The sequence below is a fragment of the Achromobacter sp. RT286_PF genome (assembly GCF_059760425.1).
Map to the genome: position 1 here is coordinate 1 of NZ_JCBAMR010000015.1, position 22,690 is coordinate 22,690.

A 22,690-nucleotide genomic window follows, 5' to 3' on the forward strand; every position below is an offset into this window, starting at 1 on the left:
TCTGCACTAACTTATCTTCTTATTGAGCCGCCGACTACACACTCTACCCAAACACCCTCCCCCCGGTGGCCACCGTCAATTTTTTATAAGAAACAGGTCCAGACCGCAACCGCCCCCGCCGCCAGCTCGCCGTTGCGCAGCACCGCCACGTGGAAGCGCTTGTCGGCCGCTTTCAGGATGTCTTCGGTCGGGTCGCCTTGCACCAGCAGCAGGTCGGCCACCTTGCCCTCGGCGATAACGCCGTGCTGGGTCAAGCCCATCAGGTCGTGGCCGCGCGACGTGCCGGCTATCAGCGCATCGACAGGCGTCATGCCGAATTCGACCATGTACGCCAGCTCCATGGCGTTTTCGCCGTGCAGGTTGAATGGCGTGCCCGCGTCCGTGCCCATCGCGATGCGGCCGCCGGCCTTGTAGTACATCTGGAACGATTCCCGATGGCGTTGTTCCACCGCCCGCGCCTTCTCCACCGCGTACGCCGGGATGCCGTTGTCGGCGTTGGCGATGATATTGCGCACCGCGGCGATGGTGGGTACCAGATAGGTTTCGGCTTCCAGCATTTCGCGCAGGCAATCATCGTCCATGAAGATGCCATGTTCGATCGAATCGATGCCCGCGCGCACGGCGTTCAGAATGCCCTGGGTGCCTTGCGCATGGCTGGCCGTGCTTTTGCGAAAGCGCTTGGCTTCGTGCACGCCCGCCTTCAGTTCATCGAAGCTGTAGTGCGCGTCCATCGGGCTGACGCCGGGCGTCATGACGCCGCCGGTGGCCATGATCTTCACCAGGTCGCAGCCTGCGTGGACTTGCTCGCGCACCGCCTTGACGACGTCATCGACGCCATCCGCAACGCGGCCGATGCGGTTGCCGTGCCCGCCCGTCATGCAGATGATGCGGCCGGACGCCTTGATGGTGGGGCCGGGAAACACGCCGCGCGCAATCGCGTCGCGCACGCCAAATTCCAGGTAGTCCTTGCCGCCGCAGTCGCGCAAAGCGGTCACGCCACCGCGCAGGCTGGCCTGGGCATTTTCCAGCGCGGTCAATGTGATCTGCGCGGGGCCCTGCTTGCTGAGCAAGGCGTTGGGGTCGGCGCCGCCGGTGTAGACCAGGTGCACATGGCAGTCGGCCAGGCTGGGCATCAGCGTCATGCCGGTGGTGTTGACCTGTAGCCCCGCATAGCCTTCAAACGCGCCGGCCGGCGCCACGCGCGCCACCTGCTTGTCTTCAACCAGCACGCCGTGATCGCGCAATACCTTGCCCTCGCCATCGAATACCAGGCCGCCGATAAAGAGAGTCTGTCGTGTCGCCGTCATGTCTTGCTCCGGTTGCGCTTCGCTGTCAGCCTTCGACCACATCCAGCCCCTCGCGGGACATGGTTTGCAGGCGCGGCATCAGGCCAAGCAGGTGCTGGCTGTAGGGGTGTTGCGGCTGCTGGAACAGCGTTTCGGTTTCCGCCACTTCCAGCAATTCGCCATAGCGCATCACGCCGACGCGGTCGCACATCTGGCGAATCACCGGCAGGTCGTGGCTGATGAACAGCATGGTCAGGCCCAGTTCTTCTTGCAGGTCTTTCAGCAGATTCAGGATCTGCGCCTGAATCGATACGTCCAGCGCGGACGTGGGTTCGTCGCAGATCAAAAAACGCGGGCGCGTGGCCAGCGCGCGGGCGATGCAGATGCGCTGGCGTTGGCCGCCCGAGAACTCGTGGGGAAAGCGCTCGGCGGCGCGATCGCCCAAGCCCACGACGTCCAGCAGATCCGCCACGATGCGGCGCGCTTCGGCTTCGGATGCCGCCAGCTTATGAAAGCGGATGGGCTCGGCAATGATGTCCAGCACGCGCATGCGCGGGTTCAGCGACGAAAACGGATCCTGGAAAATCATCTGGATCTGGCGCCGGAACGGGTTGAGTTGTTTCTCGCCCTTTAGCGCCGTCAGGTCGGTGCCGCCGAACGTGACCGAGCCTTCCGACGGCGTGTACAAGCCCGAGATCAACCTGGCGACCGTGGACTTGCCGGAGCCCGATTCGCCCACCAGCCCGAAGACCTCGCCTTCGCCAATGGAAAAGTTCACGCGCTTGACGGCGTCCAGCGTGCGTTGGTTGCGCTTGAGCAGCGCGCTCTTGAGCACGAAGCGCATGGACAGGTCACGCATTTGCACCAAGGGGCCATCCGTTTGCGCGCCAAAGTCGCGCCGTTGCCCCAGCCAATGCGTGGCCAGGTCCAGCGGTTGCGACGGCGTCTTGACGTCTTCGATATAGGTGACCAGCGGAAAGCGCTTGAGCTTGATGTCAGGGCGCGGCACGGCCGATATCAGGCTGCGCGTGTAGGGATGGTCGGGGTCGCCCAGGATCTTGGCGGTGGGCCCTTGTTCGACCAGCTTGCCGTGATACAGCACCGCCACCCGATCGGTCACGTCCGCAATCACGCCCATGTCGTGCGTGATGATGATCATGCCGACCTGCTCTTCCCGGCACAGCTTCTTCAACAGCTCAAGAATCTGCGCCTGGATGGACACGTCCAGCGCGGTGGTGGGTTCGTCGGCGATGATGACTTCGGGTTCGCAGCACAAGGCCAGTGCAATCACCACGCGCTGGCGCATGCCGCCCGAGAACTGATGCGGGTATTGCTTGACGCGCAGTTCCGGCTGGTCGATGCCGACTTGCACCAGCAGTTGCACCGCACGTTTCCTGGCTTCGGCGTGCGTCAGGTTCAGGTGCACCTGCATGGTTTCCACCAGCTGGCTTTCGACCGTTTGCAGCGGGTCCAGCGAGGTCAGCGGGTCTTGGAAAATCATGCCGATGCGCCGGCCACGCACCTTGCGCTTTTGCGCGGGCGTCAGTGTGTCGATGCGTTCACCGTTCAGCAGCACCGAGCCGCCGGCCAAGCGACCGGGCGCTTCCAGCAGGCCGATCACCGCGTTGCCGATGGTGGACTTGCCCGCGCCGGATTCGCCCACCACGCCCAGGATCTCGCCTTTTTCCAGCGATAGCGATACGCCGTCCACCGCCACCAGCGTGCCACGGCGGCTGGGGAATTCGATGCGGATGTCTTCAATGTTCAACAGGGCCATGACGTCCTCAGCGCAGCTTGGGGTTGAGCGCGTCGCGCAGCCAGTCGCCCAGCAGGTTGACCGATAGCACCAGCGCCACCAGCGCAATGCCAGGGAAAATCGAGATCCACCACATGCCCGAAAACAGATAGCTGTTGCCGATACGAATCAACGTGCCCAGCGACGGCGCCGTCGGCGGCACGCCCACGCCCAGGAACGACAGCGTGGCTTCCGTAATGATGGCGATCGCCAAATGGATGGTGGCAATGACCAGCACGGGGCCCATGACGTTGGGCAGGATGTGGCGGCGCAGGATGGTGATCGGGCCGATGCCGATCAGCCGTGCCGCCTGCACATACTCCTTGTTGCGTTCGACCAGCGTGGAGCCGCGCACGGTGCGCGCGTACTGCACCCAGCCCGAGATCCCGATGGCGAAGATCAGCACGTACAGCGCCAGTTGATCGTGCATGTCGCGCGGCAAGACGCCACGCGCCACGCCGTCGATCAGCAGCGCCACCAGGATGGCGGGAAACGACAACTGCACGTCAGCGATGCGCATGATGAAGCTGTCGATGCGGCCGCCGGCGTAACCGCTGATAAGACCCAGCGTTACGCCCAGCACCATCGAGAACAGCACCGATGCGAACCCCACCAGCAGCGACACGCGCGAGCCATACAACACGGCAGAAAGAATGTCGCGGCCCTGATCGTCGGTGCCCAGCAGGAAGTCCGGGCTACCGCCCTCTTCCCAGGCGGGCGGCGTGTTGGCGTCCATGATGGACAGCGACGCCAGGTCGAAGGGGTTGTGGGGCGCGATGATGGGCGCGAACAGCGCGCCCAGCAAGATGGCCAGCGTCACGATGGCGGCGATGATGGCGCCGGGCGAACGCTTGAAGCTGTGCCAGATATCGCTGTCGGCCGCGCGGGCAAACAGGGGAGCGATGCGAGCAATCATGTTGATTCCTTTACTTGCTCTGCACGCGCAGACGCGGGTCCACGGCGAAATACAGCAGGTCGACGACCAGGTTGATGACCACGAACATGAAGGCGATCAGCACCAGATAGGCCGCCATCACCGGAATGTCCACCATGCTGATGGCCTGGATGAACAACAGCCCCATGCCGGGCCACTGGAATACGGTTTCGGTGATGATGGCGAACGCGATGATGGAGCCCAGTTGCAGGCCGGTGATCGTGATGACCGGCACCATCGTGTTCTTCAAGGCGTGGCGAAAGTTGATCAGTCGTTCAGGCAGGCCGCGCGCCCGCGCGAACTTGATGAAATCGGCGCGCAGCACTTCCAGCATTTCCGCGCGCACCAGCCGCATGATCAGCGTCATCTGAAACAGCGCCAGCGTGATGGCCGGCATGATCAGCGCCAGCCATCCGGACTTGGTCAGAAAGCCGGTGGTCCACCACCCCAGGCTGACCACGTCGCCCCGTCCGAAGCTGGGCAGCCATCGCAGCTGCACGCCAAAGACAAGAATGAGCAGGATGCCGATCAGGAAGGTGGGCAACGAGATGCCGGCCAGCGACAACGCCATGAACGCCTTGGACAGCACGCCGTGGCGGCGCAGCGCGGTGTAGATGCCCATCGGAATACCCAACGCCAGCGCCATCACGGCAGACACGAACGACAGTTCCAGCGTAGCGGGCATGCGCTCTTCAAGCAGCTCGCTGACGGGGCGGCGCTGCCGGTACGAAATGCCGAAGTCGCCATGCGCGGCGTTGCCCACAAAGCGGGCGAACTGCACGACGAAGGGGTCGTCCAGGCCCAGCTGTTCGCGCAACTGCGCGCGTTGTTCAGGGGTGGTGTCCTGGCCGACCATGCTGGCGATCGGGTCGCCCACATAGCGGAACATGGAGAACGCGATCAGCGCCACCGTCAACATCACCAGCACCGACTGGATAAGCCGTTGCGCAATAAAGGAAAGCATTATCGGGTGCCCTCGTTTGCAGATAACGCCGGGCCGCGTTTCCGTTGACAGCCGGAACCGGGGCTGGGCCGGGCGCGCCCGGATGGCTTGCGCCATCCGGGGCTGAACTAGTCAGACAAGTGCTGAACAGACGTGTTGTTCAGGCGGTCAGGGCAACACCACGTCGCGCAGGTCAAGCACGTCGTCGGCGCGCTGGATGACCTTGATGTTGTCCTTCACGCCCCAGGACATCGGCTGCTGGTGCAAGGGCAGATAGCCGTAGTCCTTGCGCACGATCTCGAAGGCTTCCTTGATCATGGCGTTGCGCTTGGTCTGATCGGTTTCGACGCCGATCTTGTTGGTCAGCTCGTCCACCTTCTTGTTGCAGTAGCCGCCCAGGTTGAACTGGCCGGCCGCCGTCTTCGCATCGCGGCACGCCGCCAGGTTCAGCAGCGCGTTGTGCGCGTCGGTGGAACTGGGTGTCCAACCCAGCATGTACATGCTGGTCTGGTTGCCCGCTTGCAGCAGGATCTTGCCGAAGTACTTGGACTTGGTCTGCGCCAGCAGATTGATCTTGATGCCCACGCGCGCCAACATGCCGGCCACTGCCTGGCAGACCTTTTCGTCGTTGACGTAGCGGTCGTTCGGGCAGTCCATGGTGACGGTGAAGCCCTTCGGATAGCCCGCTTCGGCCAACAGCTTCTTGGCGCGTTCGGGGTCGGGCTTGTACGGTGCGCCGTAGGAATCCGCGTAGCCGTTGATGGCGGTGGCCACCAGCGAACCCAGCGGTTTGGCCGCGCCGCGCATGATCTTGTCGTTGATGGCCTTGGTGTCCACGGCCAGCACAACGGCTTCGCGCACCCTGGCGTCCTTGAACGGGTTCTTGCCCTTGACGTCCGAGAACAGCAGTTCGTCGCGGTCCTGGTCCATGCCGATGAAGATGGCGCGCGCTTCGGGCGCCGTCAGCGGCTTGACGCCCTTGGCGTCTTCCAGGCGCTTCCAGTCTTGCACGGGCACGGGCTGCACCAGGTCCATTTCGCCCGAGATCAGCGCGGCCACGCGGGTGGCTTCCTGGGTGATCGGCTGGAAGATGACTTCGTCGACGTTGGTCTTGATGTCTTTGTTCCAGTAGCCGTCATAACGCTTGAGCACCGTCTTCACATCGGGCTGGCGCGACACCAGCATGAAGGGGCCGGTGCCATTGGCGTTCAGGTTGGCATAGTTGCCCTGGTTGTCGCCCTTGACGTTGGTAGCCTCGGTGGTCTTGTTCTTTTCCGCCCACGTCTTGCTCATGATGTACAGGAACACCCATTCGCGCGGCAGGATGGGGTTGGGCGTGGGGGTGGTGACCTCGACGGTGTAGTCGTCAACCTTCTTGATGTCGGAGGCCTTGGCGCCGTAGCCCTTCATGTCCGAGCCGGGCGTCAGGCTGCGCTTCCACGAGAAGATCACGTCGTCGGCGGTGAACGGCGAGCCGTCGTGAAACTTCACCCCTTTGCGCAGCTTGAAGACCCATTTGGTGGGCTCGGGGTTTTCCCAGCTTTCGGCCAGCAGCGGCGTCAGCTTCAAGTTGCCGTCATAGCCGGCCAGCGTTTCGTAGATGTTGCCTTGGAAGCCTAGCGTGAAGGTCTCGTTCAGCGCCATCGGGTCCATCGAGGTGGCGTCGCCCTGGTACGCCCAGTGAAAGGTCTTGGCGGTCGCGCCGGCGCTGAACGCCAACGACGCGGCAATGGCGGTCGCCAGCGCAGCTTGCTTCAAGTGAGGAAAAGTACGCATAGCCCTCATGCTCCGTGTGGTGCGCGGATTGCGCGACAGAAGTGACAGGGCCCCAGCCCCAACGGGTTCCGGGGCATGGCGTTGCTGCTTACGACGAAAGGCGGTGCGGGGTGGCGCGGCACGCGGGGTGTACCGCGCGCAGGCCGTGAAAGGCGATGCCGGGAATCACTGCAGAGGACTTCGACTTCACGATAGATCCAACCCCTTGTGATTGTCATGGCGGGGGCGAGCCCGCGCCGATGCAGATCGAATCTTATAGACGCATTCGTTTAAGCGTCAATCGGTTTGGATTGGGGTTAGTCCGCGCTTGCCGTCCGCCTGGAATGGTGCATTTTCGCGGCTAAAAAGGGGGCATTGCGCGCTGCGCAATGACGGGCTATTCGATGGCCGGGCCGGGCGATGCGGCAGATGCGGCAAGCGTTCGAGCCAGCTCATGGACAGTGCGTTTGCGCCGGTCGCTGTCTTCGTAGTGTTTACCCAGCGCCGACCATTCCGGGCGGCTGCGCGCTTCTTTCAGGGCCTCCGGCAAGGGGCCTTTGCGCCAGGCATCATCATCCGGAAGGGCTAGTTTCAATGGTTCTCGGGCGGCGTGTCCGCGACGCTCCAACGCATCGATCAACTGGCGCTGGCGCAGCGCCAGCAAGCGCAGTACGGCGTCGTCAACGCTGATCTCGCGCCAACCGCGCAGCTTGCCGGCCACGCGCTTGCCCAGCTTTTCAACGCCTTGCCACAAGCCGCCCGCCGCCGCGCCGATCAGCATGCCGGTGCCCAGGCTCAGGCCCGCGCTAAGCAGGTCGACGGCCGCGCCCGCCATGGCGCCGGCCGCGGCGCCCATGCCCACCTGCACGCCCATGTCCTTGAGCGCCTGCGGGTGGAACAGGTCCATGCCCCAACGTTCGCCTTGCAAAGGCAGTGCATCGTCGGTGAAGTCGGCCGCGCGAAAGTTGTAGAGCGCCAGCAGCGCGTTCACGCAGGTTTGTTCGCGTTGGCGCACGTGGTCGCGCAACTGCGCTGACGCGGCGGCTAACGCGGTGTCGTCGCTGGGGCTGGCCAGGCGCAGCGCCGCCACGTCGATCAGCAGATCGGCCAGCAGTTCGTAGGCGGCGGCGTGACGTTCGCGGCGTTGCGCGGACAGGCTGTCGGACAGGCGCGCCAGCGCACTGGCATGGCGGTCCAGCAGCACGCCCAGCTTGGCGTACAGCTGCTGCTCGCCGTCCAGCGGCGGGGCTACCGTGTCGAATTCGACCACCGCGTGCAGGCCCAGCCGCGCCATGGCGCCGCGCCATTCGTTGGCGCGATGCGCGGGGGCGTTCACAAAATTGAGCACGGGCAGCAGGGGCCGCCCGCAGGCCGCAAGAATGGAGAGTTCGTCGCGATGCTTGCCCAGCACGGGGTCGCGCGCGTCGATCACGTACAACGCCGCGTCGCACTCCAGCATCTTCGTCAGCACGCGCGCTTCCTGCTCGAAGCGGCCGTGCGCCTCGGGCGTATCCAGAAAGCGTCGGATGCGCGCCGGGCCGTCCAGCCGTTCGGCTGGTTGGTCCAGGCGTTCCAGATATTCCAGCAGCGCGATGCTGTCTTCCATGCCGGGGGTGTCGAACCATTCCAGCACGGCGCGGCCGTCCAGCCGCAGCCGCGCGCCTTCCACGTGGCGGGTTGTGCCCGGGCTGTCGGCCACTTCGCCGAAAGTCGTGTCGCGCGTCAGCGTGCGCAGCAGCGATGTCTTGCCGGTGTTGGTGTGGCCGACCAGCGCGATCTTGATGATGTCGTCAGCCATGGTCGGCCTGTAGCCACGTCAGCGGCGCGTTGGGCGTTTGCAGGATGGCGTCGGCAGGCAGGCCCAACGCCAGCAGGCGTTCGCGCCACAGTGCGGCGCGGGTGTTGTGGTTGCTGCTGCTGCTGCTGCTGCTGCTGCTGCCGCTGCGGCCGTTCCCGCCGCCGTCGGTATCGTGTTCGCCATCACCGCCCTCTTGATCACCGCCTGCACGGGAAGCAATGAGCCAGACGGCCGTATGACCTGCGTGGGCGGACAGTTCGGCGATCAGCGACAAGGTGCCGCGATCCGGCGTTTGACGCGCGTCGCACGCAATCAGCAAACGCGAAGCGGCCGCTTGCGCCAGCGCGTCCAGCACGCGGTTGCGCTCTTCGCGCGTGTCCAGGTTGCCCGCCATCTGCACGGTGTCGGGCAGGTTGGCGGGCGGCCAGGCCAGGTCGGCCGGCAGCTCCAACCCCAACAGCACGGGCTGCCCCGCCAGGCCGGACAGCGGCGCGGATTGCACGCGCGGCTGGTGCAGCGCATCCACCGGACGGTCGATGCCGGTGGATTGCGCGGCGGGCTCCAGGCGGTCTCGCAACGGCGAAAAGCCTGCCAGCAAGGGGTCGATGCGCAAGCGGCGCAGCGCCCGCAGCGTGGCCGCCACGCAAAGCGCGGCGGCAAGCAGCCGGGGCAGGATGCCGTAAACCACCACGACGCCGATCAGCCACAACGACCATTGCACCTGCGCGTCGGCGGACAGCGTCTGGCTGCCGTCGCTGGCGCGGATGACCGCCGCGTCCGGCATCGCAAAGCCCAAGTGCGCCGGCAACCAGCCGATGGCTTGCGTCAGCCAGACGAAGGTGTCGGGCGCCAGCAGCGTGGTGGCCCAGACAAAGCGGTAACTGGCGGTGGACAGCACCACCAGCAAGGCGGCCAGCGCGGCGCATAGCGCGGTCAACCACAGCAGATGGCTGACCGCGCCGAACAGCCAGCGCAAGGCGCCCGCGCGCGCCAGCAGATTCAGAAAGGCCTGCGGCACCAGCGCGCTGTCGGGGCCGCGCGCCAGCTTGCGGGTGGCCCACAGCCATAGCCGCCCCAGCCCGGTGGCGGCGGTGGGCTTGAGCAGAAAACTGCCCAGCCACAGCAGAAAGGTCAACGCATGCAAGCCCAGCAATGCGCCCAGCGCCCACAGCACGTTGACCGGGCGCGAGCCGTCGCCCAGCGCGCCTAGCGCCACGGCGATGCCCGACATCAGGGCCAGCACGAACAACGCCGCCAGGATGGCCTGTGCGCTGCGGCGCCAGCCGTCTACCAGCGGCCCAAGATTCTCGCGCTGTGCAAGCAGGTCGGCGCGGGCCAGGATGCGCGAGGGCAGGTCGGTGTCCAACTGCCGTACGCGGCGCACGGCATCGGCGTCGTCCAGCGGACCCCAATGGGTTTCGCGCAGACGGATGAGTTCGGCCAGCCAGTGCGCGCGCAACGGGCGGGGGCTGGCAGAGCCGGTCGGCAGGTCAAAAGCGCGAGAGGTCGAAGGCGGCATCGCGTTGGTAGGCAGCGCGGACGGGCCGCAGCGTAAGGCCGCAAAGGGCGATGCGACATTGTAGACCTGCGCATTTGGCGAACGTGGCGAACTTCGCGCGCGCGCGGGGCCGGGGCAACGCCTGTTCAGTGCTGACGTCGGGCGTGCCGGTATTGGCCCGGGGTGACGCCCACGGCCTCGCGAAACACGCGGGACAAGTGGCTGGCGTTGCCAAAGCCGCTGGCCTGGGCAACGCGGGCCAGGTCGCCCTTGCCCGCTGCCAGCAGCCCGCGCGCGTGCGCGAGCCGCCGCGCGCGCACCCAGGCATGCGGCGGTTCGCCGAACGAGGTGTGGAACATGCGGGCGAAATGGTAGGTGGACAAGGCGGCCACGCCCGCCAGCTCGTCCAGCGTCAAGGGGGCATGCAGGTGCGCGTCGACGTAATCCATGATGCGCCGGCGTACGGCCGGGGCCAGGCCGCCGCGCGAAGGCTGCACCGTCTTGCGCGCCACGCCTTGTTGCAGCAGATGGTGCAACACCGTTTCGGCCGCGCTGCTGGCGGCCAGGCGGTCGGCGGGCTGCGCCCAGTCGGTGCCCAGCAGTTGCCGGCAGACGTCGATCAGCGATTCGTCCTGGATGTAGGTGCGGTCGCGCAATTCCAGCGTGCGCGGCTCGCAATCCAGGCGCATGACGGCTTCGCGGGCCAGGCGCTCGGGGGCAATGTACAGGTGCAGGAAATGCACGGTGTCGTTCATGCACCAGCGCGAATAGTGTTCGGCCGGCAGCACGCAGAATTTGCCCGCGCCACCGTGCAGCGTGTCGCGGCCCACACGAAACGATTTGTCGCCGCCATGCAGGTAGAGCGACAGCGTGTGGTGGCCGGGGGTGTCGTAGCCTAGCGTCTCGCGTGCGCTGCGGGCCCATTGCGAAATGGCGATGCCTTCGCCCAAGGCGGCGGCGCGTTCCAGCGTGGCGGTGGAACGCGACAAGGTGCGAAAGACGGAGAAGTCGGCCGGGGCCGAAGCGACGATTCCCATAGAAGCGAAATGCTACTTCGATCTCGCGCGCGCCGCGCGCGAGGCGGCATAAAAACCGCAAGATCCGGCAATCGTGTCGTCCGCCTGCGGCGCACACTGGCGGCCAGGCAAGCGGCCACTGCCGCCCGCGTCGTCTCCGCCTTCATCGCGCCCCTTTTCCCTTGCTGGTTGCACCGTGAATCTCTTCCTCTATTTCCTGACCGTCGTTATCTGGGGCACCACCTGGATCGCCATCAAGCTGCAACTGGGTGCGGTGGCCATTCCGGTATCGATCTTCTACCGCTTCGCGCTGGCGGCGCTGGTGCTGTTTGCCATCCTGCTGCTGACCCGCAAGCTACAAAAATTGGATCGGCGTGGGCATTGGCTGTGCGTGGGCCAGGGGCTGTGCCTGTTCTGCTTGAATTTTCTGTGCTTCTACACGGCGACGCAGTGGATCCCCAGCGGCCTGGTGTCGGTGGTGTTTTCGGCGGCAACCTTGTGGAACGCGTTGAACGCCCGTCTGTGGTTCGGCACCCGTATCGCGCCGCGCGTGATGTTGGCCGGCGCCGTCGGCTTTTCCGGGCTGGTGCTGCTGTTCTGGCCCGAGCTTGCCGGCCAGGAGGCCAGCCACGAAACGCTGTTGGGATTGGGCTTTGCGCTGTTGGGCACGTTCTGCTTTTCAACGGGCAACATGCTGTCGTCGCTGCAACAACGCGCGGGCGTGCGGCCGTTGACCGGCAACGCCTACAGCATGTTCTACGGGGCGGCGATCCTGCTGGCGGGCTGCTTGTTAGCGGGCCTGCCGTTTCAGTTCGACACGTCCGAGCAGTACGTCGGCGCCCTGCTTTACCTGGCGATCCCGGGGTCGGTGATCGGCTTTACGGCGTACCTGACGCTGGTGGGGCGCATGGGGCCCGCGCGCGCCGCGTACTGCACGGTGCTGTTTCCGGTGGTGGCGCTGGGCGTGTCCACGGTGGCCGAGGGCTACCAGTGGACGCCGCCCGCGCTGCTGGGATTGGCGCTGGTGATGGTGGGCAACCTGCTTGTATTCACCAAGTGGACGCCGTTCATGCGGCGCGTGGCGGGTTGAAGGGTGAGGGGTAATCGTTGGGTATCCAGGTCCAGGTCCAGCCCCTGGCCAGGCGCTACGGCGCCGCGCGCGCCACGTCGCGCAGGGCGTCCAGCAAGCGGTCGATCTCGTTGTCGCTGGTCAACGGGCTGACCGATACCCGGGCAATGTGGGGCAAGCCGCGCGCCTGCATATCCAGCGGCGTGTACGGTACGCCATTGCTGCCGATCGTTACCCCCACGGCCGCCAGCGCGCGCTGAACGTCGGCGGCGTTTCGCCCTTGCAGGTTGAACGAGATCAGGCTGGATTTTTCGCGCCCCTGGTCCAGCACGGTCAGCCCCGGGATGGCGGCAAGTTCGGTGCGCACGCGCTGGGCGGTGGCATCCAGCGTGGCGCGGATCGAGCCCAAGCCCAGCGCCAGGGCCTCTTGCAGCGCATTGGCCAGGCCGCAACGCAGCGCCAATGAGTTTTCGGCCGATTCCAGGCGGCCGGCGTCGGCGCGCAGCACGGGGCGGCCGTCGGCGTCCAGCGGCGCGGAATAGGTGTCGACGAAGGCGGGTGTCAACTGGTCCAGGAAGCTGCGCCGCACATACAGCAGGCCCGTGCCCCGCGGGCCTCGCAGCGCCTTGCGTCCCACGCCGCTCAAGACGTCACAACCTACCTCGGCGACATCGATGGGCAACTGCCCGACGACCTGCGCGGCGTCCACGAAGTAAGGAATGCCATGCCGGCGTGCCACGCGGCCGATGGCGGCGGCCGGGTTGATGAGGCCGCCATTGGCGGGCATCCAGGTCAGCGCGATAAGGCGCACCCGGTCGTCCACCATGTCGGCCAGCGCGTCGGGGTCCACGCAACCGCTGTCATCCGACGCGATGGTTTCCAACACGGCGCCCGCGCGTTCGGCGTGCAGACGCATGGCGGCCAGGTTGCCCCCCCATTCGTGGCGGCCAACCAGGATGCGGTCGCCGGGCCGCCAGGGGGCAAGCGCCGCGAAGGCCGCGCCCCAACCGGCGGAATTGCCGGTGGTCAATGCAATTTCATCAGGCTGCGCGTTCAGCAGTTGGGCGGCAAGCGTGCGCGCGTTTTCGGTCAACGCGCGGGACGCCACGCCGGCTTCCATGGGGCCAAGCGTGGCCTCGCGTTGCAGATGCGCGTGGATCGCCTCTAGCGTGCCGGAGGACGGCAGCGACGAACCGGCGTGATTGAAATGGACGCTGGTTTGGGCGCCGGGCGTCTGGGCGCGCAGGGTCTGGATGGTGGCGGCGGTCAGAGGGGCGGCGGTCAGGGGGGCAGACATGGTCGATTCCGTTGGGGTGCGCGCGGCACGCAGCCACGGCGTGTCGCGCGGCAAGGCGCTGGCAAAAGGGCCAAGACCCGGCGTGGAACTCAGGCGGGGGTCAGTGCGACGACGGCTTCGATTTCCACCGACACGCCCTGCGGCAGGGATGCGACGCCTACCGCGCTGCGCGCATGGCGGCCGGCATCACCGAACACCTCCACCATCAGGTCGGAGGCGCCGTTGGCGATGGCGCTTTGGCGGTTGAAATCCGGCGTGCTGGCCACGAACACACCCAGACGCACGACGCGAGCCACGCGGTCCAGGCGGTCGCCGGTGGCGGCGGCGATCTGCGCCAACAGCCCCAGGGCAGACAAACGGGCCGCTTCGACACCGTCCGCATCCGACACCTGGTTGCCCAGCTGGCCCAGGTATTGCGGCTTGCCACCCTTGCGTGAAATTTGGCCCGAGATGGTCAGCAGATTGCCCTCAAGGACGAAAGGCACATAGTTGGCGGCGGGCGCGGCGGCGGCTTCCAGGGTGTAGCCCAGTTCGGCCACACGGCCGGAGATCGTACGGGTCATAGCGGATGTCCTGTGAAATGTCAGAGTGTCAAAAGCGGGGAGCCCAAAACCGATGGACGCCGAGGCCGCTTTAAAAGCGTAACGCAGGGCTTGATGCTATCGGCCGCGCCGCCGCCTGACCAATCAATTCTTGTCGACGACACATGAGTAAAACTAATGTGTCGCGGGGGAAGTCGGCTCGTCCTTTTGCGCCGCGTCCGCCAGCCAATCGCGCAACGCGGCAGCAGCGGGCTGCAACGCGCCACGTGGCGCGACAAACCACCAGCCGATGCGCGGATCTTCCAACATCGCGCCGGGCAGCGCTTGCACCAGCGCGCCGCTGGCCAGGTGCGGCGCGATCAGCCGGTGCCGACCCATGGCCAGCCCCTGCCCGGCCAACGCGGCCTCCACCACGATGTTGTAGTCGTGCAGACGCACCGTCTGGGCGCGGCCCAGGTCCATGCCGAAGCGGCGCGCCCAGGCATCCCATTCAAAAGGCTGTTTGGCGTGCGAGGTCAGCAGCGGATGGCGCAACAGGTCTTCAGGCGTGCGCGGCCGCTTGCGTCCGGCGATGCGCTCGGGAGCGCCAACTACCGACAGTTGCTCGGTCATGAGCAGGCGCGAGGCCACGCCGGGCCAGGAGCCACGGCCATAGCGGATGGCCACGTCCACGTCGCCGCCCGCCACGTCGGCCAGGCCGATGTCGGGCAGCAGCTGCAATTCAATCTCGGGATGCGCGGCGGCAAAGGCCGGCAGGCGCGGCGCCAGCCAACGCGTGGCGAACGAGGCCAGCAAACCCACCTTCAGCGTTACGCGCGCGGCGGCGGGTGCGCGCAGCTTGTCCGTGCCCTGCCGCAAGAGCTCGAACGCCGCGTGCACGTGTTCAAAATAGGCCTGGCCAGCCGGCGTCAATGCGACGGCCCGCGTGCGCCGCTCAAACAGCGCCACGCCTAACTCGCTTTCCAGCCGCTGGATGTGATGGCTGACCGCGCTTTGCGTGACGAACAGTTCCTGCGCGGCCAGCGAAAAGCTCAAGCGGCGCGCGGCCGCTTCAAAAGCGCGCAGGGAAACCAGGGCAGGCAGGGATCGCGTGGATCGCATGATGGGGCAAGACGAGGCCGTCGACAGGGATGCGCGATTATCCTACGCGCTCTTGGCGCAGGCACGCAGACGGCGCGCCCCAATGCAAAAAGCCCGCAAACAAGTTGCGGGCTTTTTTAGGGGTACTGCAAGCGGTGCGGATACGGCATGCACTGCTGAAATTTTGGCTCCCCGAGCTGGGCTCGAACCAGCGACCTGCGGATTAACAGTCCGTCGCTCTACCGACTGAGCTATCGGGGAACAGGTAGAGGGGCCGAATTATGCACAAAAAATTGAAAGAATGCAAAGCGGCCGCGGAAATTCTGTTCACGCGTGCTGGATCGCGTGGGCGGTGCGGAACAGTTGCGGCACGATATCGCGCAGCAAGCGATCGCCGGGGTAGTCGTGGCGCGGCGCGCTGACGCTGATCGCGGCCAGCGGCACGTCACGCGCATCGCGTAACAGCACGGCCGCCCCAACCTGGTTTTGCAGTACCTGGTCTTCGGTCAGCGCATAGCCGTCGTCGCGCGCCTGGCGGATCAGACCCAGCAAGGCGGCCGGGTCTGTCACCGTGCGCGGCGTGAACGCGCGCGGCGGCGCCTGGTGCAATGCCTGCAAGATGGCGTCGTCGTCCTGCTGGGTCAGCAGCATGCGCCCGCCGCTGTTGCACCAGGCGGGCATGCGGCGCCCCGGCAGCATCTCGGCCAGTGTCAGCTGCCGGCTGGGCAGGCGCAGCAGATAAATCATGTCGGTGGCGACCAGCACGCTCATGTGCACGGCCAGCCCACAGCGGTCGCGCAGCGCGACCAGATGCGGCGCGGCCATCGATACCAGCCGGTCGTTGCGCAGGAAGAAGTAGCCCAGCTCCACCACGCGCGGACCCAGGCGGTAGCGCCGCGATACCGGGTCCTTGGCCAGATAGCCCAGGCGCTCCCAGGTGTGCACGAAGCGCTGAGCGGCACTTTTTCCCAAGCCGGTCAACGTGGCGATATCGGTCAACCCGAGGGAATCCGTGGCGTCGCGAAAGGCGTCCAGCACGCGCATTCCTTTTTCCAACGATGCGACAAACAGCGGGTCGTCCGCGTCGGGCGTGGCGGTGTCGGTCGGGGAAGCGGTGCGTGTCGTCATGGCTGAAAGCGGAGGGAGTACGCGGGAAGAACGCGAGGAAGGACGCGGGAAAGAACCGGTGATGGCGCACGGGCTTGGCGAGGACCAAAGACGGGTCCGACGCTAGTTTCCCCGAATTGTCCGGGGGACCAATAGCCACTATAAAGTTGATTATTCAATACTTTGTATCGCATAGCAATACACATGACGCCCCACCATTTTTGCGGTTTTCCCTCCCCATGACGCATTCTTCATCGCTCTGTGACCTGAGTGCCGTCGCGCTGCGTGCCGAGATCGTCGCCGGCAAGGCCAGCGCACGTGACGTCATGGCGGCCCACCTGGCGCGTATCGATGCGTGCAACCCGCAGGTCAACGCCATCGTGACCCTGGACGCTGAAGCAGCCATGGCGCGTGCCGCGCTGGCCGACGAACACCAGGCCCATGGAGGCGCGCTGGGTTTGCTGCACGGCTTGCCGATCGTGCACAAGGATTCGTTTCTGACGGCCGGCATGCGCACCACTTACGGCTCGCCGCTGTATCGCGATTTCGTACCCGAGCGCGATAGCCTGATCGTCACGCGGGAACGCGCCGCCGGGGCCATCACGCTGGGCAAGAGCAATCTGCCGGAGTTTGGCGCGGGCTCGCAGACCTTCAACGCGGTGTTCGGCGCCACCCGCAACCCTTACGACTTGCGCATGACGGCGGGCGGCAGCAGTGGCGGCGCGGCGGCGGCCCTGGCCGCGCGCATGACGCCGTTGGCCGATGGCACTGACATGGGGGGTTCGCTGCGCAACCCCGCGTCGTTCTGCAACGTGGTCGGCCTGCGCCCGTCGCCCGGCCGCGTGCCCCAGTGGCCCACGGCCAGCCCTTACAACGCGTTAACGGTAGCGGGCCCCATGGCGCGCACGGTGGCCGATGTGGCCCTGCTCCTGGCTGCCACGGCCGGTCCGGATGCGCGCGACCCCTTGACCGTCGATCAGGACCCCGCGCGCTTCCTGGCCAGCCTGGAGCGCGATTTCAAGGACGTGCGCATCGCGTACGCGCCCACGTGGGGTGATCTGCCCGTTCAGCGCGACGTGTTGCAAGTACTGGAAAGCCAGCTGCCGATCTTCGCGGACCTGGGTGCCAAGGTCGAGCAGGCCTGCCCGGACTTCACCGGCGCCAACGATGCCTTCCAGGCGCTGCGCGCCCAGGTCTTCGCCGTCGGCTACGAGGCCGCGTTGCGCCAGCATCGGCATCGGCTCAAGGACACGGTGATCTGGAACATCGAACTGGGGCTGACCCAAGCGCCCGCCACCGTGGTGCAGGCCGAACGCGACCGCGCGGCACTGTTCGCGCGCATGCACGCCTTCATGCAGACGCATGAATTTCTGATCGGCCCGGTCAGCCAGGTGGTGCCCTTTCCGGTGCACGAAGAAACGGTGAGCCATATCGACGACACGCGGATGCACAACTACATCGACTGGATGCGGTCCGGCTACTACCTGTCGCTGACCGGCCACCCGGCCATTTCGGTGCCTTGCGGATTTACCGAAGACGGCTTGCCGGTAGGCATCCAGATCGTCGGACGCTATCGCCAGGAACACGCGCTGCTGCAACTGGCGCACGCGTTCGAATCCGCCACACAGCATTGGCGCCGCGCGCCGGCGCTGCCTAACTGACCCATCCAACAACACAAGGGGAAATCCATGAACAAAACGATATCGCGCGCGCTGGCCCTGTGCGTTCTGGCCGCCACGCCGATGCTGGCCACGGCCGACACGTATCCGTCCAAGCCCATCACCCTGGTGGTGCCGTTTCCGCCCGGCGGGTCCACCGATGTGATCGGGCGCCTGTTCGCGGCCAAACTCGGTGCGCGCCTGGGCCAGACGGTGGTGATCGAGAACAAGCCGGGCGCCAACACCAGCATCGGCGCGGTGGCCGTGGCGCGCGCGGCGCCCGACGGCTATACGCTGATGATTACCGGCGCGCCTACCTTCACGCTGAATTCGCTGCTGTATTCGAACCTGAACTACGACCCGGTCAAAAGCTACGAATACGTGGCTATCGCGGGCAGCACGCCGTTTGTCATCCTGACCAATCCGCAAACCGGGATCGGCACGGTGGCGGACATCACCAGCAAGTCGGCCGCGCAGGCGCTTAGTTTCGGTTCGTTTGGCAATGGCTCCACGCCGCATATCGCCGGAGAATCCTTGGCCCAACGCACCGGCGCCAAGCTGCTGCACGTGCCCTATCGCGGCAGTGCGCCGGCCATGACGGATCTGATCGGCAACCAGATCCCGCTGTCGATCGACACGCTGGTGGCCAGCCTGCCGCAGATCAAGGCCGGCAAGGCGCGAGCGGTGGCCTTGACGGGCAGCGCGCGGTCAACGCTGGTGCCCGAGGTGCCCACCGTCGCGGAAAGCGGCGTGTCGGGCTATGACTTCGAAACCTGGTTTGGCGTCGTCATGCCCAAGGGCACGCCCGCGCCCATCGTCAATCGGATGTCCAAGGAGATTCAGGCGGTGATGGCCGAACCCGATACCCGCGCCAAGCTGCAAGAGCTGGGTTTCGACGCCACCTACCAGGACCCGGCGGCCTTCCGCGCCAAGGTCGACAGCGAACTGGCGCGCAATGTGGCGGTCATCAAGGCGGCGGGAATCAAGCCGGACTGAGCGCGAGGGGGGGCGGCAAGGCGCGGGGCGCGCGGCTTGCCGATCCCTTATCATGGCACCCAGAAGGTTCGCGACCTCTCTCGTCTTTACTGGGTTAATCCATGTCTTCGTTTGACATTCAATTGCTGCTCACCGCCCTGGTGAGCGTCTTGGTGCTGGTCGCCCTCATCGTCTCGCGCATTCGCATGCATCCGCTGCTGGCGCTATTGATCGTTTCGATCGGTGTGGGTTTTGCAACGGGCATGTCGCCGGTTGCCATCGTTAAAAACCTGACCGACGGCGCCGGCAAAACGCTGGGCGCGGTGGGCGTGGTGATCGCGCTGGGTGCGATGCTGGGCAAGATCCTGGCGGATTCCGGCACGACGGAACGCCTGGCCAATGCCATCCTGCGGCGCACCTCGGTGCGCTTGATTCCCTGGGCGATGACGTTGGTGGCTTTCGTCATCGGCATTCCCATGTTCTTCGAAGTGGGCCTGGTCGTCATGCTGCCGCTGATCTTCAGCGTGGCGCGCAAGCTGGAAAGCCAGGAACGCTTCAGGGGGTCGGCTTACGTCTATGTGGGCGTGCCCGTTATTGCCGCGCTGGCCGCCATGCACGGCATGGTGCCGCCGCATCCCGGCCCGCTGACGGCCATCGCTACCCTGAAGACCACCGTGGGCCCCACGATGATCTACGGCTTTCTGGCCGCGCTGCCCGCGATGGTGCTGGGCGGCCCGCTATACGGGGCTTTCATCACGCCCCGCATGACAACGCGCCCGGACGAAGCCCTGTTGGAGCAATTCACCGTCACGCCGGAAAATGGCTCGGCTATCGCTGCGCCCAGCGTGGGCCTGGGCGTGCTGGCGGCGCTGCTGCCCGCGCTGTTGATGCTGGTGCATGCCCTGGCCGAAATGCTGTTGCCCAAGGATTCCAGCCTGATGCACGTGGCCGCCTTCCTGGGCAACCCGCTGGTGGCTATGCTGCTGGGCGTGCTGTTCGCCGCGGTCACGCTGGTCTTCATGCGCGGCGGCGACGCCGAAAAATTGCGCGACGGCCTGGGCAAAAGCCTGAAGCCCATCGCCGGCATCATGCTGATCATCGCGGGCGGCGGCGCCTTCCAGCAGGTGCTGACCAGCGCCAAGGTGGGCGATGCCATCGTGCACCTGACGCACCAGTTCGCCTTCCCGCCGCTGATTCTGGGCTGGCTGATCGCCATGCTGCTATCGGTATCCACCGGCTCGGCAACCGTCGGCATCGTGGGCGCCGCCGGCCTGCTGGCCCCCCTGGCCGGCGCCGACCCCACGCTGAACCTGCCCCTGCTGGCGCTATCGATCGGCTGCGGCTCGCTGTTTTTCAACTACGCCAACCACGCCGGCTTCTGGATGGTGAAGGAATCGTTCGGCATGACGATGGGCGAAGCGACAAAAACGATTTCGGTCGTGCAGTCGATCGTGGCGGTGGTGGGCTTGCTGATGGTGCTGCTGTTCAACATGCTGCCGCCGTTGGGATAGGGGGCGACGTTTCCTGGCGCCCGGAATAAAAAAGCCCGACGAGAAATCGTCGGGCTTTTCTTGGAAACTACAGGGTGTTCATGGTGCCGGTGAAAGGAATCGAACCCTCGACCTTCTCATTACAAGTGAGCTGCTCTACCAACTGAGCTACACCGGCACGGCGTGCCGGGGCACGCGCAGGGACTGCATTGTAATGAAAAATCGACGGCGCCGCGTGCGATGGGGCACCGGGCGCCGACGACATTCAATTTACGGCGGATTATGTCGCAGCGGCGGTTGCAAAGACGGCGTGCCAGGCACGCCGTCTTTGTGTAGCAGATGCTATTTGACGATGGTCAGGCGCGGACGCTTGGGTTCGTCGTCGTTGCCGCCGTCGTCGCCGGTCGGGGCGTCGGATTGGGCATCGGAGCCTTCGGGGGCGGCGGGTTCCACCGCGCCCTGGGCGCCGGCTTCCGGCGGTTCATAGGGCTGCACTTCAAAGCCCATGCCCGCGCCGGTTTCGCGTGCGTAGATGGCGCTGACGGCGCCAACGGGAACGTAGACGTTCTCGGTCACGCCGCTGAAGCGGGCTTGGAATTCGATGAATTCGTTGCCCAGCACCAAGCGGTTGGTGGCCAGTGTGCCGACATTCAGTGTGATCTGACCGTCACGCACATGCGCGACGGGCACCATGGTGTGCTCATCGACCTGTACGGTGATGTACGGCGTGTAGCCGTTGTCGGTGCACCATTCGTGCAGTGCGCGGATCAGATACGGTTTGGTCGAAGTTTCACCCATCACACAACCAGCCTTAACGACGCATCACTTTTTCCGAAGGCGTCAGCGCTTCGATGTAGGCCGGGCGCGAGAAGATGCGTTCGGCGTACTTTTGCAGCGGAGCAGCGTTCTTGGGCAGTTCAATGCCGTAATGGTCCAGGCGCCACAGCAGCGGCGCCACGGCCACGTCCAGCATCGAGAATTCCTCGCCCAGCATGTACTTGTTCTTCAGCAGCATCGGGGCCAGTTGGGCCAGACGGTCGCGAATGTTCTGGCGCGCGTTGGCCAGCTTCTTCTCGTCGGGCTTGGCGCTGCGGTCTTCCAGCGTCGAGACGTGAACGAACAGTTCTTTCTCGAAGTTGTACAGGAACAGGCGGGTGCGGGCGCGCATGACGGGGTCGGCCGGCATCAGTTGCGGATGCGGGAAGCGCTCGTCGATGTACTCGTTGATGATGTTGGACTCGTACAGAACCAGGTCGCGCTCGACCAGGATGGGCACTTGACCGTACGGGTTCATCACCGCGATGTCTTCGGGCTTGTTGTACAGGTCGATGTCACGGATCTCGAAGTCCATACCTTTTTCGAACAACACGAAGCGGCAGCGTTGCGAAAACGGACACGTGGTTCCGGAATAGAGCACCATCATGGTGAAAGTCCTTTATGAAAAACGAAAGGCCAGCGCCTAAATCTAGCAGGCGCTGGCCCCAATTGCCAGACGGGATAGGCGTACGGCCCTATCCTCCGTTGCCGTCCCTTATTAAGAATAGGTAGCGGCTTGCATGCCTGGCGGGGCGTTGCGGTTAGCGCACGTGTTTCCAGTACGAGGCGTTCAAGCGCCACGTAACCAGGAAGAACAACAGCAGGAACAACATGACGCCAACGCCGAGACGGACGCGGAAAGTCTGGACGGGCTCTGCCATCCAGGACATGAACGCGGTCAGGTCTGCGACGTCGTTGTCGTATGTTGCGACTTGGGCCGGGTTGGCGGCCTTAAATTTGGCATCAAAGGTGGCATGGCCGCGGTAATCAGCTACCGGTTCGGCCTTGACCGTGGAAAAACCTTGAGCATCGTACACCGTCGTGACGCGTTCCCAGGTTTTGGGTGTGCCTTCCTTGGCATCCTTCACTTCCACTTCGTGCATGGCCGTGGTGGTCAGCTCGCGCGGACCCTGGCGTTCCCAGAGCGCGTGGGGCATGCCCACAGCCGGGAAAACCAGGTTGTTCCAGCCGGTCGCGCGCGACGAGTCGCGGTAGAAGGTGCGCAGGTAGGTGTAGATGTAGTCGGCGCCGGACGGGCCGGCGTTGACCGATTTGGCGCGAGCGATCACGGACAAGTCCGGGGGCGTCGTGCCAAACCACTTCTTGGCGTCCTTGGGTGACATGGCAACCGTCATCATGTCGCCCACCTTTTCGCCGGTGAACAGCAGGCTTTCCTTGATTTGCTGGTCGGTCAGCCCGATGTCCTTGAGCTTGTTGTAGCGCATCGAGGACGCGCTATGACAGTTCAAGCAGTAGTTGACGAACAACTTGGCGCCGTTTTGCAGCGACGACATGTCGTTGACGCGGTACGGCGCCTTGTCCAGCGGGAAACCGCCTTCGGCGGCAAATGCGGTGGTGCACGTGAGCATCAAGGCCACGGCACCAATCAGCTTCTTGATCATGGTTAATCC

The 22,690-nt window shown here is 65.2% G+C and carries 19 protein-coding genes and 2 tRNA genes; 4 read left to right on the plus strand and 17 right to left on the minus strand.

Translation table 11 applies throughout. From position 1 onward, the window contains the following. Window positions 1-83: 83 nt before the first annotated feature. From AC6LJY_RS13860 to AC6LJY_RS13895, 8 genes are all read right to left on the minus strand, one after another. A complete protein-coding gene (locus AC6LJY_RS13860) occupies window positions 84-1,307 on the minus strand; it encodes a metal-dependent hydrolase family protein (protein ID WP_498136199.1) in 1,224 nt (407 codons plus the stop codon). Window positions 1,308-1,332: 25 nt separating this feature from the next. Next, window positions 1,333-3,063 carry an ABC transporter ATP-binding protein gene (locus AC6LJY_RS13865; RefSeq protein ID WP_498136200.1) on the minus strand — a complete coding sequence of 577 codons (1,731 nt, stop codon included), beginning with the start codon at window positions 3,061-3,063 and terminating at the stop codon, window positions 1,333-1,335. 7 nt (window positions 3,064-3,070) lie between these two features. Beyond that, entirely contained in the window at window positions 3,071-3,997 is a 927-nt protein-coding gene (locus AC6LJY_RS13870) for an ABC transporter permease (RefSeq protein ID WP_046803921.1), read from the minus strand. 10 nt (window positions 3,998-4,007) lie between these two features. Continuing rightward, a complete protein-coding gene (locus AC6LJY_RS13875; RefSeq protein WP_046803920.1) occupies window positions 4,008-4,979 on the minus strand; it encodes an ABC transporter permease in 972 nt (323 codons plus the stop codon). A gap of 147 nt (window positions 4,980-5,126) precedes the next feature. Further along, entirely contained in the window at window positions 5,127-6,734 is a 1,608-nt protein-coding gene (locus AC6LJY_RS13880; protein WP_046803919.1) for an ABC transporter substrate-binding protein, read from the minus strand. 376 nt (window positions 6,735-7,110) lie between these two features. Beyond that, complete coding sequence (locus AC6LJY_RS13885) at window positions 7,111-8,511, minus strand: GTPase/DUF3482 domain-containing protein (protein WP_485132652.1); 1,401 nt, start codon at window positions 8,509-8,511, stop codon at window positions 7,111-7,113. After that, window positions 8,504-10,030 (minus strand): DUF2868 domain-containing protein, encoded by a 1,527-nt coding sequence (locus AC6LJY_RS13890; RefSeq protein ID WP_498136201.1) that lies wholly within the window; start codon window positions 10,028-10,030, stop codon window positions 8,504-8,506. The genes AC6LJY_RS13885 and AC6LJY_RS13890 overlap by 8 nt, the downstream gene beginning before the upstream one ends. Window positions 10,031-10,155: 125 nt before the next feature. Beyond that, window positions 10,156-11,046 (minus strand): helix-turn-helix domain-containing protein, encoded by an 891-nt coding sequence (locus AC6LJY_RS13895; protein ID WP_498136202.1) that lies wholly within the window; start codon window positions 11,044-11,046, stop codon window positions 10,156-10,158. A 175-nt stretch (window positions 11,047-11,221) separates the two neighbouring features. On the opposite strand from AC6LJY_RS13895, the gene AC6LJY_RS13900 reads away from it, so the two are divergent. Then, the gene (locus tag AC6LJY_RS13900) at window positions 11,222-12,115 is read left to right on the plus strand and encodes an EamA family transporter (protein WP_314363576.1); all 894 of its coding nucleotides are present in this window, start codon (window positions 11,222-11,224) and stop codon (window positions 12,113-12,115) included. Between the two features lie 55 nt (window positions 12,116-12,170). On the opposite strand, the gene AC6LJY_RS13905 is transcribed toward AC6LJY_RS13900, so the two are convergent. The 5 genes from AC6LJY_RS13905 to AC6LJY_RS13925 form a co-directional block, all read right to left on the minus strand. After that, entirely contained in the window at window positions 12,171-13,391 is a 1,221-nt protein-coding gene (locus AC6LJY_RS13905) for an aminotransferase class V-fold PLP-dependent enzyme (RefSeq protein WP_498136203.1), read from the minus strand. Between the two features lie 89 nt (window positions 13,392-13,480). Beyond that, window positions 13,481-13,954, minus strand: coding sequence for a RidA family protein (locus AC6LJY_RS13910; RefSeq protein ID WP_046803914.1), 474 nt, complete (start codon window positions 13,952-13,954; stop codon window positions 13,481-13,483). Window positions 13,955-14,107: 153 nt separating this feature from the next. Next, window positions 14,108-15,034: a transcriptional regulator GcvA gene (gcvA, locus tag AC6LJY_RS13915; protein WP_498136204.1), complete on the minus strand. Its 927-nt coding sequence runs from the start codon at window positions 15,032-15,034 to the stop codon at window positions 14,108-14,110. A gap of 164 nt (window positions 15,035-15,198) precedes the next feature. Next, window positions 15,199-15,274 (minus strand) — tRNA-Asn (locus AC6LJY_RS13920). Window positions 15,275-15,340: 66 nt separating this feature from the next. Further along, window positions 15,341-16,141: an IclR family transcriptional regulator gene (locus tag AC6LJY_RS13925; RefSeq protein ID WP_104144691.1), complete on the minus strand. Its 801-nt coding sequence runs from the start codon at window positions 16,139-16,141 to the stop codon at window positions 15,341-15,343. A 218-nt stretch (window positions 16,142-16,359) separates the two neighbouring features. On the opposite strand from AC6LJY_RS13925, the gene AC6LJY_RS13930 reads away from it, so the two are divergent. From AC6LJY_RS13930 to AC6LJY_RS13940, 3 genes are all read left to right on the plus strand, one after another. Next, window positions 16,360-17,781: an amidase gene (locus AC6LJY_RS13930; protein WP_498136205.1), complete on the plus strand. Its 1,422-nt coding sequence runs from the start codon at window positions 16,360-16,362 to the stop codon at window positions 17,779-17,781. 27 nt (window positions 17,782-17,808) lie between these two features. Next, window positions 17,809-18,774 (plus strand): Bug family tripartite tricarboxylate transporter substrate binding protein, encoded by a 966-nt coding sequence (locus tag AC6LJY_RS13935; RefSeq protein ID WP_498136206.1) that lies wholly within the window; start codon window positions 17,809-17,811, stop codon window positions 18,772-18,774. 101 nt (window positions 18,775-18,875) lie between these two features. After that, on the plus strand, window positions 18,876-20,264 hold the full coding sequence (locus AC6LJY_RS13940) for a GntP family permease (protein WP_498136207.1): 1,389 nt from the start codon (window positions 18,876-18,878) through the stop codon (window positions 20,262-20,264). A gap of 81 nt (window positions 20,265-20,345) precedes the next feature. Here AC6LJY_RS13940 and AC6LJY_RS13945 read toward each other — a convergent pair. From AC6LJY_RS13945 to AC6LJY_RS13960, 4 genes are all read right to left on the minus strand, one after another. Next, window positions 20,346-20,421: transfer RNA gene (locus AC6LJY_RS13945), tRNA-Thr, on the minus strand. A gap of 164 nt (window positions 20,422-20,585) precedes the next feature. Continuing rightward, a complete protein-coding gene (locus AC6LJY_RS13950) occupies window positions 20,586-21,041 on the minus strand; it encodes a ClpXP protease specificity-enhancing factor (RefSeq protein WP_046803909.1) in 456 nt (151 codons plus the stop codon). 13 nt (window positions 21,042-21,054) lie between these two features. After that, complete coding sequence (locus tag AC6LJY_RS13955) at window positions 21,055-21,666, minus strand: glutathione S-transferase N-terminal domain-containing protein (protein ID WP_006216817.1); 612 nt, start codon at window positions 21,664-21,666, stop codon at window positions 21,055-21,057. A 154-nt stretch (window positions 21,667-21,820) separates the two neighbouring features. Beyond that, window positions 21,821-22,681 carry a cytochrome c1 gene (locus AC6LJY_RS13960; protein ID WP_046803908.1) on the minus strand — a complete coding sequence of 287 codons (861 nt, stop codon included), beginning with the start codon at window positions 22,679-22,681 and terminating at the stop codon, window positions 21,821-21,823. Window positions 22,682-22,690: the final 9 nt, after the last annotated feature.

What these genes read in the sequence shown, in the direction of transcription:
- AC6LJY_RS13860 (WP_498136199.1), bottom strand. Translation starts at nt 1,307, where the DNA reads ATGACGGCGACACGACAGACTCTCTTTATCGGCGGCCTGGTATTCGAT.
- AC6LJY_RS13865 (WP_498136200.1), bottom strand. Translation starts at nt 3,063, where the DNA reads ATGGCCCTGTTGAACATTGAAGACATCCGCATCGAATTCCCCAGCCGC.
- AC6LJY_RS13870 (WP_046803921.1), bottom strand. Translation starts at nt 3,997, where the DNA reads ATGATTGCTCGCATCGCTCCCCTGTTTGCCCGCGCGGCCGACAGCGAT.
- AC6LJY_RS13875 (WP_046803920.1), bottom strand. Translation starts at nt 4,979, where the DNA reads ATGCTTTCCTTTATTGCGCAACGGCTTATCCAGTCGGTGCTGGTGATG.
- AC6LJY_RS13880 (WP_046803919.1), bottom strand. Translation starts at nt 6,734, where the DNA reads ATGCGTACTTTTCCTCACTTGAAGCAAGCTGCGCTGGCGACCGCCATT.
- AC6LJY_RS13885 (WP_485132652.1), bottom strand. Translation starts at nt 8,511, where the DNA reads ATGGCTGACGACATCATCAAGATCGCGCTGGTCGGCCACACCAACACC.
- AC6LJY_RS13890 (WP_498136201.1), bottom strand. Translation starts at nt 10,030, where the DNA reads ATGCCGCCTTCGACCTCTCGCGCTTTTGACCTGCCGACCGGCTCTGCC.
- AC6LJY_RS13895 (WP_498136202.1), bottom strand. Translation starts at nt 11,046, where the DNA reads ATGGGAATCGTCGCTTCGGCCCCGGCCGACTTCTCCGTCTTTCGCACC.
- AC6LJY_RS13905 (WP_498136203.1), bottom strand. Translation starts at nt 13,391, where the DNA reads ATGTCTGCCCCCCTGACCGCCGCCCCTCTGACCGCCGCCACCATCCAG.
- AC6LJY_RS13910 (WP_046803914.1), bottom strand. Translation starts at nt 13,954, where the DNA reads ATGACCCGTACGATCTCCGGCCGTGTGGCCGAACTGGGCTACACCCTG.
- gcvA (WP_498136204.1), bottom strand. Translation starts at nt 15,034, where the DNA reads ATGCGATCCACGCGATCCCTGCCTGCCCTGGTTTCCCTGCGCGCTTTT.
- AC6LJY_RS13925 (WP_104144691.1), bottom strand. Translation starts at nt 16,141, where the DNA reads ATGACGACACGCACCGCTTCCCCGACCGACACCGCCACGCCCGACGCG.
- AC6LJY_RS13930 (WP_498136205.1), top strand. Translation starts at nt 16,360, where the DNA reads ATGACGCATTCTTCATCGCTCTGTGACCTGAGTGCCGTCGCGCTGCGT.
- AC6LJY_RS13935 (WP_498136206.1), top strand. Translation starts at nt 17,809, where the DNA reads ATGAACAAAACGATATCGCGCGCGCTGGCCCTGTGCGTTCTGGCCGCC.
- AC6LJY_RS13940 (WP_498136207.1), top strand. Translation starts at nt 18,876, where the DNA reads ATGTCTTCGTTTGACATTCAATTGCTGCTCACCGCCCTGGTGAGCGTC.
- AC6LJY_RS13950 (WP_046803909.1), bottom strand. Translation starts at nt 21,041, where the DNA reads ATGGGTGAAACTTCGACCAAACCGTATCTGATCCGCGCACTGCACGAA.
- AC6LJY_RS13955 (WP_006216817.1), bottom strand. Translation starts at nt 21,666, where the DNA reads ATGATGGTGCTCTATTCCGGAACCACGTGTCCGTTTTCGCAACGCTGC.
- AC6LJY_RS13960 (WP_046803908.1), bottom strand. Translation starts at nt 22,681, where the DNA reads ATGATCAAGAAGCTGATTGGTGCCGTGGCCTTGATGCTCACGTGCACC.